Annotated in this window: 14 protein-coding genes; 8 read left to right on the forward strand and 6 right to left on the reverse strand. The window is 72.2% G+C overall.

Annotation, left to right across the window (positions count from 1 at the left end):
* Window positions 1-55 precede the first annotated feature (55 nt).
* A complete protein-coding gene (locus D0Z08_RS21105; RefSeq protein WP_118927239.1) occupies window positions 56-511 on the reverse strand; it encodes a hypothetical protein in 456 nt (151 codons plus the stop codon).
* Window positions 512-569: 58 nt separating this feature from the next.
* Here D0Z08_RS21105 and D0Z08_RS21110 point away from each other — a divergent pair, with 58 nt between their 5' ends.
* Together D0Z08_RS21110 and D0Z08_RS21115 are read left to right on the forward strand one after the other, a co-directional pair.
* Window positions 570-1,043, forward strand: coding sequence for a YbaK/EbsC family protein (locus D0Z08_RS21110; protein WP_118927240.1), 474 nt, complete (start codon window positions 570-572; stop codon window positions 1,041-1,043).
* A 22-nt stretch (window positions 1,044-1,065) separates the two neighbouring features.
* Window positions 1,066-2,373: a phytoene desaturase family protein gene (locus tag D0Z08_RS21115; RefSeq protein ID WP_118927241.1), complete on the forward strand. Its 1,308-nt coding sequence runs from the start codon at window positions 1,066-1,068 to the stop codon at window positions 2,371-2,373.
* A 4-nt stretch (window positions 2,374-2,377) separates the two neighbouring features.
* Here D0Z08_RS21115 and metF read toward each other — a convergent pair whose 3' ends face one another.
* Entirely contained in the window at window positions 2,378-3,268 is an 891-nt protein-coding gene (gene metF, locus D0Z08_RS21120) for a methylenetetrahydrofolate reductase [NAD(P)H] (RefSeq protein ID WP_118927264.1), read from the reverse strand.
* A gap of 76 nt (window positions 3,269-3,344) precedes the next feature.
* Between metF and D0Z08_RS21125 the strand changes: the two genes are divergently transcribed.
* A complete protein-coding gene (locus D0Z08_RS21125; protein WP_118927242.1) occupies window positions 3,345-4,436 on the forward strand; it encodes a polyprenyl synthetase family protein in 1,092 nt (363 codons plus the stop codon).
* A gap of 9 nt (window positions 4,437-4,445) precedes the next feature.
* Here D0Z08_RS21125 and D0Z08_RS21130 read toward each other — a convergent pair whose 3' ends face one another.
* Genes D0Z08_RS21130 through D0Z08_RS21140 form a run of 3 tightly spaced genes read right to left on the reverse strand, consistent with a single transcriptional unit; the run spans window position 4,446 to window position 5,758 of the window.
* Window positions 4,446-4,853 carry a barstar family protein gene (locus tag D0Z08_RS21130; protein ID WP_118927243.1) on the reverse strand — a complete coding sequence of 136 codons (408 nt, stop codon included), beginning with the start codon at window positions 4,851-4,853 and terminating at the stop codon, window positions 4,446-4,448.
* Window positions 4,854-4,875: 22 nt separating this feature from the next.
* The gene (locus D0Z08_RS33125; protein ID WP_245994261.1) at window positions 4,876-5,367 is read right to left on the reverse strand and encodes a guanyl-specific ribonuclease; all 492 of its coding nucleotides are present in this window, start codon (window positions 5,365-5,367) and stop codon (window positions 4,876-4,878) included.
* A gap of 10 nt (window positions 5,368-5,377) precedes the next feature.
* Entirely contained in the window at window positions 5,378-5,758 is a 381-nt protein-coding gene (locus tag D0Z08_RS21140) for an Rv2175c family DNA-binding protein (RefSeq protein WP_118927244.1), read from the reverse strand.
* A gap of 134 nt (window positions 5,759-5,892) precedes the next feature.
* Between D0Z08_RS21140 and pknB the strand changes: the two genes are divergently transcribed.
* The 5 genes from pknB (at window position 5,893) to D0Z08_RS21165 (ending at window position 11,526) form a co-directional block, all read left to right on the forward strand.
* On the forward strand, window positions 5,893-7,959 hold the full coding sequence (gene pknB / locus D0Z08_RS21145) for a Stk1 family PASTA domain-containing Ser/Thr kinase (RefSeq protein WP_245994264.1): 2,067 nt from the start codon (window positions 5,893-5,895) through the stop codon (window positions 7,957-7,959).
* The gene (locus D0Z08_RS21150) at window positions 7,956-8,855 is read left to right on the forward strand and encodes a DMT family transporter (protein ID WP_245994266.1); all 900 of its coding nucleotides are present in this window, start codon (window positions 7,956-7,958) and stop codon (window positions 8,853-8,855) included. The genes pknB and D0Z08_RS21150 overlap by 4 nt, the downstream gene beginning before the upstream one ends.
* Before the next feature lie 81 nt (window positions 8,856-8,936).
* The gene (locus D0Z08_RS21155) at window positions 8,937-9,419 is read left to right on the forward strand and encodes an SRPBCC family protein (RefSeq protein ID WP_118927245.1); all 483 of its coding nucleotides are present in this window, start codon (window positions 8,937-8,939) and stop codon (window positions 9,417-9,419) included.
* A 48-nt stretch (window positions 9,420-9,467) separates the two neighbouring features.
* The gene (aroF, locus tag D0Z08_RS21160) at window positions 9,468-10,523 is read left to right on the forward strand and encodes a 3-deoxy-7-phosphoheptulonate synthase (RefSeq protein WP_118927246.1); all 1,056 of its coding nucleotides are present in this window, start codon (window positions 9,468-9,470) and stop codon (window positions 10,521-10,523) included.
* Window positions 10,524-10,566: 43 nt separating this feature from the next.
* Window positions 10,567-11,526: a zinc ribbon domain-containing protein gene (locus D0Z08_RS21165; protein ID WP_118927247.1), complete on the forward strand. Its 960-nt coding sequence runs from the start codon at window positions 10,567-10,569 to the stop codon at window positions 11,524-11,526.
* 66 nt (window positions 11,527-11,592) lie between these two features.
* On the opposite strand, the gene D0Z08_RS21170 is transcribed toward D0Z08_RS21165, so the two are convergent.
* Window positions 11,593-12,028 (reverse strand): HNH endonuclease signature motif containing protein (locus D0Z08_RS21170; protein ID WP_220454278.1); only part of this gene is annotated, 436 nt, incomplete at its 5' end.

A 12,028-nucleotide genomic window follows, 5' to 3' on the forward strand; every position in this document is an offset into this window, starting at 1 on the left:
AACATCTGTTCGAACACGACCAAGGTACACCTCTCCCCCGACACGGGGTCAAGGGTCAGCTGCGTGCTTCGGCAGTGTCGGTCTCGTCCGGCACCCGGCAGTGACGCCGTGAGTCGGGGTGCCAGAGGAACACGAGGGTGACCGCGGCGACGACGGCTGCGGCGATGATCAGCCCGCGGAAGAGCGGCGGCGGCATCGTGCGCACCGTCGCGAGGGTCGCGAGCAGGATGCCGGCCGAGATCAGGGCGAGCGCGTGCCGGGCCCAGTTGTGGCCCGCGCGCATCATCGGGACGAGGGTCAGCGCAGTGATCGCGATGACGCCGTAGAGCACCAGGATGACCGGGACGAACTCCAGCTGCTGCACGGTGCTGTCACCGCTCCGGCCGGGCGACCAGACCTCCTCGAGGTCCTCGCGGAAGACCACGACCAGGATCGACATCACCAGACCTGCGACCACCTGGATCCACAGCAGCCACGACGCCAGGTCGACCGAAGCCGGTCGCTTGCCCATCCGTGCTCCTCCCCTACCCCAGCAGCGCCAGGTCGGCGCGTGCCCTAGGGTCACTCTCATGTCGGCCGACCATCTCTCGATCAGCCGGTTCCGCGCCGAGCACGCCCGACGTGGCGGAGCTGGCGAGATCGTCATTCTGCCCGATGCCGCCCACACCGCCGCACTTGCGGCCGAAGCGCTCGGCTGCGAGGTCGGTGCGATCGCCAACAGCCTCCTCTTCGACGCCGACGAGTCCCCGGTCCTGGTGCTGACCTCGGGGGCGCACCGCGTCGACACCGCGAAGACCGCGGCAGGCGTCGGCGCCACCAGGCTGCGCAGGGCGACACCGGACTTCGTCCGCAAGCACACGGGTCAGGCGATCGGCGGAGTGTCGCCGCTCGGCCACCCGGCGCCGTTGCCGACGTACCTCGACTCCTGGCTTCAGCGGTACGACGTCGTGTGGGCCGCAGCAGGACACCCAGCAGCCGTGTTCTCGACGACGTACGACGAGCTCCTGCTCCTCACCGGCGCCGTGCCGATCGACGTCGAGTAGCGAAGGCAGCGGGACACGCGGGATGAGGATCGTCGTCATCGGCGGCGGGCTGGCCGGGCTGGCGTCCGCTGCCCGTCTCGCGAAGGCCGGGCACCAGGTCGTCCTCGTCGAGGCCTCCCCCACCCTGGGCGGTGCCCTCGGCGCGGTCAGCGAGGACGGCTACACCTGGGACGGCTCGGCGACGTCGACGCTCGTGCCAGCGGCGCTGCGCGACCTCTTCCGCAAGTCCGGACGTCCCCTCGAGGCCGAGCTCGGCGGCGAGCTGGAGCCGCTCGAGGTGATCACCGAGCACCGGTTCGAGGACCGCACGTCGGTGCGGGTGCCCGGCGGCTCCCGTGCCGCCCAGATCGCGGCCTTCGACGAGCTCGGCCCCGGGCTCGGCGAGGAATGGGTCCGCCACGTCGACACCTACGCGCCGGTCTGGGAGGTCCTGCGCAAGCACTACGTCGAGGCGCCGTGGGACCCGCGCGACGTACCGAAGGACCTCCACTCGCTGTTCACCACCCGCGAGACGCTGCACAAGCGGCTGCGGCGCGACTTCCGCGACGACCGGCTGGGCCTGGTCGCCGGTCACCGCACCGTGGCCGAGGGGCACGACCTGCGCAACGTGCCCGCGTGGGTGGGCGTCTCCAACTACCTCGAGCAGAGCTTCGGAGCATGGACCATCCCCGGCGGAATGGCCCGGCTCGTCGAGCTGCTGACCGCTCGGCTGGAGACCCGCGGCGTCACGGTGCTCACCGGGACCGCTGCCCGCGACCTCGTCGTCCGCAACGGGCGGGTGGCCGCGGTGTCGGTCGAGACCGGTGAGATCGACGTCGACGCGGTGGTCGTTGCCGTGGACCCGCGCCGGCTGCCGGCCCTGGCACCCGTCGTCGAGCGCACGATGCCGGCGCTCCCTCCGGTGGTCGCCCACGTCGGCCTCGTCGGCGACGTGCCCGACCTGCCGGCCGAGGTGGTCTTCCACTCCGATCCGCTGATCATCATCCGCACCGGCGGTACGGCGCCCGACGGCGGCACCGCCTGGACCGTGCACGGTCGGGGCAAGCTCGCGGAGGACATCCTCGACGCGCTCGCCCGCCACCGCATCGACATCCGCGAGCAGGTCGTCACCCGCGTCGACCTCTCGCCGCGCGAGCTCGTCGAGCGGTGGAACGGGTCGCCCTGCGGCGTCCTCTGGCAGGGCAAGAACACGGTCCGCTGGCGGCTCGGCCCCACCACGCCGATCGAGGGCGTCTACGCCGCGGGCGCCCATGCAGCACCCGGGGCGGGCGTGCCGTTCGTGGCGCAGTCGGCTGCGCTGGTCGCGCAGGCGATCGGGCCGGCGAAGTAGCCGCTCAGACGGTGATGCGGAGCGCCTCGAAGATCTCCAGCGTCGCCTTGGACCGGTTGAGCGTGTAGAAGTGCAGGCCGGGCGCGCCCCCGGCAAGCAGCTCCTCGCACAGCTCGGCGGCCAGCTTGATGCCCTCGGAGCGCACGGCGTCCGGGTCGGGCCCGGCTGCGGTGATCCGCTCGACGATCTCGTCGGGCACCGACGTCCCGATCAGCTCGCCCTGGCGCCGGATGGCGTTGAGGTTCAGGATCGGCATGATCCCGGGCAGGATCGGCATGTCGACGCCGCGGGCCCGCACCCGCTCGACGAGGCCGAAGTAGTCCTCGGCACGGAAGAACATCTGGGTGACGGCGAACTCCGCGCCCGCGTGGGCCTTCGCGACCAGCCGGTCGGCGTCGACGTCGAGCGACTCGGCGCTCGGGTGGCCCTCGGGGAAGGCCGCAACGCCGATGCGGAAGTCGCCCCGGCTGCGCGCCAGCTCGACGAGGTCGAGGGCGTAGTTGAGGCCGCCTTCGGTCGGCGTCCACTCGGCCCGCGGCCCCTCCTGCGGGTCGCCGCGCAGCGCCATCACGTGGTAGACGCCCTCGGCGACGTACGCATCGAGGATGGCCTCGAGCTCCGCACGGGTGTGGCCGACGCAGGTCAGGTGCGCCATCGGCACCAACGAGGTCTCGCGGGCGATCCGCCCGGTGATGGCGACCGTCTTGTCGCGCGTGCTGCCGCCGGCGCCGTACGTCACGGAGACGAAGGTCGGGCGGTAGGGCTCGAGCGCGCGGATGGCCTTCCAGAGCTGCTCCTCACCCGCCTCGTCCTTGGGCGGGAAGAACTCGAACGAGAAGGAGCGCTCACCCTCGCGGATGATGTCGCCGAGAGCACGGCCACGACCGGTAGTCATGTGCCGGAGTGTAGGCGGCGCGAGCTCGTCGGGGGCGATCGCCACCGCACTGTGACCCATCTCTAGAGTCGGTGCCGTGACCGGCCAGGCGTGGGACCAGGAGGACCAGGAGCGGTTCCGCGCCGACCTCCAGACGACGATCGACGACTTCCTCGACGAGCAGGCCGGCCGGCTCGCCCCGCTCGGCGACGACGCCGCCCGGCTGGTCGCCGAGGCACGAGCCGCGGTCACCGGCGGCAAGCGGTTCCGCGCCGCCTTCTCGTACTGGGGCTTCCGCGCTGCCGCGCGGGAGGAGTACGACGACTGCGCCGTCCTGCGTGCTGCTGCCTCCCTGGAGCTCCTCCACGCCAGCGCCCTCGTCCACGACGACCTGATGGACGCGTCCGACACCCGGCGCGGCCGGCCGGCCACCCACCGCGGCTTCGCCGCCCTCCATCGTGAGCAGTCCTGGCCCGGCGACCCGGAGCAGTACGGCGCCGCCGCGGCGATCCTGCTCGGCGACCTCCTGCTCTCGTGGTCCGACGAGCTGCTCCGCCGGTGCGGCATGCCGTGGGACCGGATCGGTCCGGCCCTCGAGGTGCTCGATGCCTGCCGGTCGGAGGTGATCGCGGGCCAGTTCCTCGACGTGTCGGTGCAGGCCCGGGGACGGGCGACGGTCGACGCGGCGATGACGGTCCTGCGCTACAAGTCGGCGAAGTACTCCATCGAGCGGCCGCTCCACGTCGGTGCCGCCCTCGCCGGCGCTCCGCAGGAGGCCCTCACTGCGCTCTCGGGCTACGGCCTCCCGCTCGGCGAGGCGTTCCAGCTCCGCGACGACCTGCTCGGTGTCTTCGGCGACCCGGCGACGACGGGCAAGCCCGCGGGCGACGACCTGGTCGAGGGCAAGCGCACCGTCCTGGTCGCGCTGGCGCTCGCCACCGCTCCGACGGACGAGGCCGCGCGGCTCGACGCGGCACTCGGCACGCCTGTGACCGCCGACGAGGTCGCCGAGCTGCGCGGCATCATCGACCGCTCGGGCGCGCACGCGCAGGTCGAGGCGATGATCGACGAGCTCACCCAGCGGGCGCTCACGGCGCTCAGCGATGCCCGGACCGCCGTCGGTCTCGACGAGCACGCGTGCGCCGTGCTCGAGGGGCTGGCGGCCGCCGCCACCCGCCGCGTCCTGTAGGACGCGGCCTCAGTCCAGCGACTCGAGCCCGTCGGTGGGGCCGGGGCCCCGCAGGAGCACCTCGAACGACGCGTCGTCGCGCCCCCCGAGCACCCGGCAGAGCTTCTCGAACGCCTTCGGCTCGGCGCGGGCCAGGCTCCCCCAGCCGTCCCAGAGCAGGACGGTGGGCTTGGAGAGGTCACGGAGGCAGTCGCGGAGCGCGTCCAGGTTGCCGCCGTAGTGCTCAGGGAAATCGAGTGCGGCGCCGATGGCGCCGAGGACCTCCTTCTTGCTCTCCAGCGCGACGCCGTCGACGTACCCGAACTGCCAGCCCGCGTGCTCGACCGCGTGCTGGATGTCGGGGACGTGCAGGGCGTTGTGCCAGAGGTGGACGCCGGCGTCGTGCCGGCCGGCAAGCACCGCGGCCAGGCCGCTCATGCCCGCCTCGCAACTGTCTGGGTCATCTCCAGATCACCTCGAACGACTCGTAGTGGTCCTCGGTCCAGTAGAGCTCGCCGTCGGCGCCGCCGACGATCCGGCGGGCACCACGGTCGTCCGACCCCGGCGTCTCCACTGTGTACTCCTCGTAATAGCCGTCTTCGCGGTCCGGAAGCAACCCCTCGTAGTTGCCGAAGATGCTCCCGTCCTTGTCGTAGGGGAACGGACCGCCCTCGTCGATGAGCGTCACGGTGGCGGCGGCCTCGGGCGGCAGGTCGGCGAGCGGGACGTACGGCAGGCCGCTGAGGTCGTCGGTCGCCGGCATCTCGGCCGGCTCCGGATCGTCCGTCGTCGCCGTCGAGGAGTACGACGGCGCGGGTGATGCCGGATCCTCCGCGCTGTCGTCGCCGTCGCCGGTGCCGCCCTGGAGGTACCAGACCGCCGCGGTGAGCACGGCGACCAGGACCGTGGAGATCAGGCCCTTCGTGCGTGTGCTGACTCCCGAGAAGGCCACGCGGCTGCCCTCAGAGCGCCAGCGCCTGGGCGCGGCGCTTGACCTCACTGCCGCGGTTCTCCCGCAGCGCGTCGATCGGGCGGCCCGGCAGGTCGTCGTCGAGGAAGATCCAGGCGATGCACTCGCGGTCGTCGAACCCGTTGTCGTGCATCAGCGTCAGCAGCCCCGGCAGGCCCTTGACCGGCAGCTTCTCGTCATCGATGAACAGCGCCGGGACCATCGGCGGGCGGCCCGCGGCGGGCACGGCGGCCGCCAGCTGGTGGTCGCGGACCATGGTGCGCACCTTCGCCGGGGTCACGCCCAGCAGCTCGCCGGCGGCGTCCCAGTCGAGCCATTCGTCGACGAGCGTCGCCAGGTCGTGGTCGGCCAGCCGAGGTGCGGATTCGCTCATGCGGCCCATCATTCCAGCCCGGCGGCGCCGTACCAGCCCCGGCGTGGTTGCGGGGGCGCACGAAGGCGCCCCCGTATCCTGTGGGCTCCGGATCTTCCCCGCCGGAGCACACAGGACTGCACAGGAGGGTCGCTGTGCACGAGGACACGAATGCGCGCGGGCGCAGCCCGCGGGGCGCCGCATCCCCTGCCGTCGGTGACAGAGACCCCCACCTCGGCCGGTTGCTCGATGGCCGCTACCGCATCGACGACCGGATCGCCCGCGGTGGCATGGCGTCGGTCTACGAGGCCCACGACGTCCGGCTCGACCGCGCCGTGGCGATCAAGATCATGCACGCCGGGCTCGGTGACGCCACCTCGGGCGACGAGGAGTTCGCCGCCCGGTTCGTGCGCGAGGCCCGCGCGGCGGCCCGGCTGTCGCACCCGAACGTCGTCGCCGTCTACGACCAGGGCGACGACAACGGGGTCGTCTACCTGGCGATGGAGCTGGTCCCCGGCCACACGCTGCGCGACACCATCGCCAAGGAGGCGCCGATGTCGCCCGAGCGGGCGCTGGCGATCCTCGACCCGGTGCTGTCCGCCCTGGCCTCGGCCCACCGCAACGGGCTGATCCACCGCGACGTGAAGCCCGAGAACGTGCTGATCGCCGACGACGGCCGGATCAAGGTCGCCGACTTCGGGCTCGCACGCGCGGTCAACGCCGAGACGCAGCACACCGCGACCGGCGGCGTCCTGATCGGCACCGTCTCCTACCTGGCACCCGAGCTCGTCGTCGACGGCAGGGCCGACGCGCGCGCCGACGTCTACGCAGCCGGCGTGATCCTCTACGAGCTGCTGACCGGTCACAAGCCGCACACCGGCGAGACCCCGATCGCCGTCGCCTACAAGCACGTCCACGAGGACGTCCCGGCGCCGTCGGCCGAGATGCCCGGCCTTCCGGCGTACGTCGACGCGCTGGTCGCGCGGGCCACGACCCGCGACCGGTCGCTGCGGCCGTCGGACGCCGGCGTGCTGCTCCACCATGCACACCGGGTCGCCCACGCGCTGCACGAGGGCGTGCGCGAGGACGACGAGCTGGTCGCGGACCTGCTCCCCACCGTGGCCCGCTCGGGCGGCAACGACACCATGCCGGAGCCGATCAGCGAGCTCTGGGCCGACGCCGAGCCCCGGGTGATCAAGACCGTCCCCTCGGCGCCCGAGGGCACCACCCGGCTCGAGACGGGCCACGTGCCGCCGGCGAGGCGCACTCCCCCGTCGCCGCCGCGTCCCGCGACCGGCGTCGCGCCTCAGCCGCGTCCCCGGCGGGGCCGGCGCGGCGTCGTACTGCTGCTCATCGCGGCGCTGGTCGCCGCCGCCATCGGCGGCGGCGCCTACTGGTTCGGGTGGGCCCGCTACACGACCGCCCCCAGCGTGGTGGGGCTCTCCCAGGCGGAGGCGGAGCAGAGGATCGAGGACGCCGGCCTCGAGGTCGAGTACGACGACGCGGTCTACTCCACGTCCGTCGAGGAGGGCGACGTCGTCACCAGCGACCCCGGGCCGGGCGACCGGATCCTGCCGGGCGACGCGGTCGCCCTCACCCTCTCCCTCGGCGAGGAGGTCCACGACCTCCCGAGGCTCCGGCTGCTGACCCTCGACGAGGCCACCGACGCCCTCACCGACCTCAAGCTGGTGGTCGGCAAGGTCGAGGAGGCCTACTCGGAGGTCGTGCCGAAGGGACAGGTCATCGGCAGCGACCCGGCCTACGGCTCGAAGAAGGCCCGCGACCTGCCGGTCAACGCCGTGGTCGACCTGGTCGTCAGCCTGGGCCGGAAGCCGCGCGAGGTCGGCGACTGGGTCGGCAGGAGCTTCGAGCGGGCCAAGGCCAGGCTGGAGGCGCGCGGCCTGGTCGTGACCGTCGTCGGCCACGAGTTCAGCGACACCGTCGACGAGGGCGACGTGATCAGTCACGACCCGACCGGCGGCACCCTGTTCAAGGGGGACGAGGTCGAGTTCGTGGTGTCCGACGGGCCGGAGCTGATCGCGGTCCCCGCTGTGCGCTACAGCGCGACCGAGGTCGCTGTCGCCGATCTCGAGGCGGCCGGATTCGAGGTCAACGTCGAGCGGGCCGAGATCTACATCAACGGCAACGTCGCCTGGAACACCAGCCCACCGGCTGGCGAGCTGGCCGAGAAGGGCTCGACGATCATTCTCTACGTCGTGTGAACGATCGCCGTACCTCGCTGCTGGCCGCGGTGGCGCTGCTGACGATGACCGCGAGCTGGGGCAGCACGTTCTTCCTCATCAAGGACCTGCTCGACCGGGTGCCGACCGTCGACTTCCTCGCGGTGCGGTTCCTGGTCGCGGGTGCCGCGATGCTGCTCGTGGCGCCGCGCGCGATCGCCCGGCTCTCGCCGGAGACCCGCCGGCGGGCGCTCCTGCTCGGCGGCGTGTACGGCGTCGCGCAGATCCTGCAGACGAGCGGCCTCGCGCACACCCCCGCCAGCGTGAGCGGATTCATCACCGGCCTGTACGTCGTCGCCACCCCGATCATCGCCGCCTGGCTACTGCGCACCCGGATCAACGCGCTGACCTGGGCCGCCGTCGCTCTCGCCACAGCCGGGCTCGGGGTGCTCACGCTCGACGGCTTCTCGATCGGGTACGGCGAGGCGATCACGCTCGTCGCCGCGATCCTCTACGCGTGCCACATCGTCGGTCTCGGTGCCTGGTCGACGCCGTCGGACGCGCTCGGGATGTCGATCCTCCAGGTGCTCGTCATCGCGGCCATCTGCCTGGTCGCGGCGCTGACCACCGGAGCACCCGGCGTCGTCCTCCCCGAGCGCGGCTCCGACTGGGTCTCGGTGGTCTACATGGCCCTGGTCGCCGGCGCGGCGGCGATGCTCGCCCAGACCTGGGCGCAGGCCCACCTGCCTCCGACCCGCTGCGCCATCATCATGAGCATGGAGCCGGTGTTCGCGGCATTCTTCGCGGTGCTGCTCGGCGGCGAGTCGATCACCGGCCGGATGGTCGTGGGCGGGTCGATGGTGCTGGCCGCGATGGTCGCCGTGGAGGTGCTGCCGCGCCGCAGGATCGAGGCCGAGGTCACCCACCTGGTCGTCTGAGATCTGCCTCTGGCGTCCGCGCTGCCGCAGGAGGACCATGGAAGGGGCGGGGGCAGATCTGGGGGGCGGAAAGGGCACCCAATGGCCAGTCACATCATCTACCTGAACGCGACTCTCCCGGCGCCACCACAGGTGGTCTGGGACGTGCTGACCGACGTCGACAACGCCGATCAGATCTTCCGCAGCGTGTCCGACAGCAAGCGGCTGACCGAGGGGCCGTACGACGTCGGCACGGTGTGGCACGAGAAGCGGACCCTCTTCGGCCACCACGGCGAGGAGGAGCTGCACGTGGTCGAGTGCGAGCCGCCTCGGCGGGCCGTCATCGACACCCGGCTGGGGCACGACGTGGTGCGGACGTCGTACCGGCTGACGCCGATGGGCACCGAGCAGGACCACACCCGGGTCGCGATGACGACCACCATGATCGCGACCGAGCGGACGGTCGCGGAGAAGATCGCCTGGAACTTCTTCGGCGGGTTCAGCTACGACCGCACCCGGCGGATGCTCCAGCACGACCTGGAGGACTTGGAGGCGGAGGTCAAGCGGCGCGCGCTGTCTCGTTGATCGGGCCCGTCGCGTCGGGTCGGTAGCCCGCGCCTACTCTCGATGATCATGGTCGTAGTCATGGCGCCGGACGCAACGCCTGAGGACGTTGCGCACGTCGTCGAGAGGGTCGAGGCGGTCGGTGGCAGCGCCTTCGTCTCCCAGGGCGTTGACCGCACGATCATCGGACTGGTCGGCGACGTCGACAGCTTCCACGGGCTGAACCTGCGCACGCTGCGCGGGGTGGCGGCCGTGCACCGGATCTCCGACCCCTACAAGCTGGTGAGCCGCCAGCACCATCCCGCCCGGTCGACGATCTGGGTCGGCAAGCCCGGCCGACAGGTCCCGGTCGGCCCGGCGACGTTCACCTTCATCGCCGGCCCGTGCGCGGTCGAGACCCCCGAGCAGACCCTCGAAGCAGCCACCATGGCCAAGGCCGCGGGCGCGTCGCTGCTGCGAGGAGGCGCCTACAAGCCGCGGACCTCGCCGTACGCCTTCCAGGGCCTCGGCCGCCGCGGCCTCGACATCCTCGCCGCCGTCGGTGAGGCGACCGGCCTGCCGATCGTCACCGAGGTCGTCGACGCCCGCGACGTGGCCGAGGTCGCCGAGCAGGCGGACATGCTGCAGATCGGGACCCGCAACATGGCCAACTTCGGCCTGCTGCAGGCCGTCGGCGAGTCCGGCAAGCCGGTGCTGCTCAAGCGCGGCATGACCGCGACGATCGAGGAGTGGCTGATGGCGGCGGAGTACGTCGCCCAGCGCGGCAACCTCGACATCGTGCTGTGCGAGCGCGGCATCCGGACCTTCGAGCCGGCGACCCGCAACACCCTCGACATCTCGGCGGTCCCCGTGGTCCAGGCGACGAGCCACCTGCCGATCATCGTGGATCCGTCCCACGCGTCCGGCCGCAAGGACCTGGTCGTGCCGCTGTCCCGGGCGGCGATCGCAGTCGGTGCCGACGGCATCATCGTCGACGTCCACCCGGACCCGGAGGTCGCGCTCTGCGACGGGCCGCAGGCGCTGCACGGGACCGATCTGCGGGCGCTCGCCCAGGCAGTCCGGCAGATCCCCCCACTCCTGGGCAGGGGTCCCGCCGAAGCGGCGACGGCAGCGCCCTCGGGTTAGTCTCGACGGCGCGACGCTAAAAGGGGGGGTCGTGGATCAGGTCATGAAGTTCTGCACGAACTGCGGACACCAGCTGAGTGTGGGCCGCTACTGCACCAACTGCGGTGCCCGCGTGCCGTCGATCCCGGTCGACGCACCGCGGCACCAGCCCGACTACCCGACCGCGGTGCGGACCGATGCGTTTCCGGCGATCCCCGCGGTCGCCCCGCTGGATCCGGCGGATCCCACTGCTCCTCCGCCGCCTCCGCCCCCGGGTCCGCCGCCCTCGTCAGCGCGCTACCCGCTGTACGCCGACACCGTGCAGCCGCCCGCAGCCGGCGCCCCTGCGGCACCCCTCGCCACCGCGTCGTACGGCGCCGTCCCGCCGCGTCGGCGGTCGGCCACCCCGTGGCTGTTCGCCGTCCTCGCGCTCGTGGTGATCGCCCTCCTCGGCGGTGGCCTGCTGCTGCTCGGCCCCTCGGACGACGACGCCGACGCCAGCCGCGGCTCCGGGCGGGGCAACGGCCCGCAGGGCGGTCCGACCACCGCCCTCGAGCCCGCCGACATCGCCGTCCCCGGCACCGCGTCGGCGAGCACCGATGAGGACGGCAACCGGGTCACCTTCAAGGCCGCGAACATGCTCGACGGAGACCCGCGCACCAGCTGGCGGATGTCGGGCGACGGCACGGGCTCGGTCATCACCTTCACGTTCGACGACCCGGTCACCGTGACCGAGGTCGGCCTGATCAACGGCTACGCCAAGACCGACCCGCCGCACGACTGGTACGCCGGCAACCGCCGGATCACCCTCGTCGTCTGGGCCTTCGACGACGGCACCGAGGTGACCCAGGAGCTCGGCGACGCCCAGACGGTCCAGACGGTCCCGGTCGGCGGCGTCGAGACGACCAGCATCGAGCTGCGGATCCTCGAGGTCACCGGGCCGGGCGAGGGTCCGGACGGGCGGGACTACACCGCGATCAGCGAGATCGAGCTCGCCGGCCCGGTCGGCGACGGGCCACCCTGAGCAGCGTGCGAGCATGCCGATAGCCCCGCCGGTCGAACCAGGTGGCGGGGTGTCGGGGCTCGGTGGCTACTCGTCGGGTGGATCGGCCGGGTCAGCTGGCCATGCGGTGGTGCCGGGTCGGGGTGTGAGGTCGTAGGTGCCGGTGGGGTCGACCAGGTACAGCCCGCTGGGCAGGGTCCACAGGTAGGTGCCGGGTGAGAGAACTCGGCAGGTCGCGAGTCCTGAGGTCTTGTACCGGTGGTGGCCTCGGCACTTCGGGTTCAGGTTGCACCGACACGTCGGTCCGCCCTGGGCGTGGGGGACGTTGTGGTCGAGGTCGCAGCGCTCGGCTGGCCTGGTGCAGAAGGGGTACGTGCAGTGGTGGTCGGCCAGCTCGACCTGGCGGCGGATCCGGTCGGGGATCTCGTAGGAGTCGACCGGCTGGTGGCCGTTGAGGTCGATCACCGGCCGCACCAGCACGCTGGTGCCCGGGGTGCCCATCCATTCCTTGACCTGCTCCGGT

Origin of the sequence: Nocardioides immobilis (genome assembly GCF_003515065.1) — a bacterium.
In the GTDB taxonomy this organism is placed as follows: domain Bacteria; phylum Actinomycetota; class Actinomycetes; order Propionibacteriales; family Nocardioidaceae; genus Nocardioides; species Nocardioides immobilis.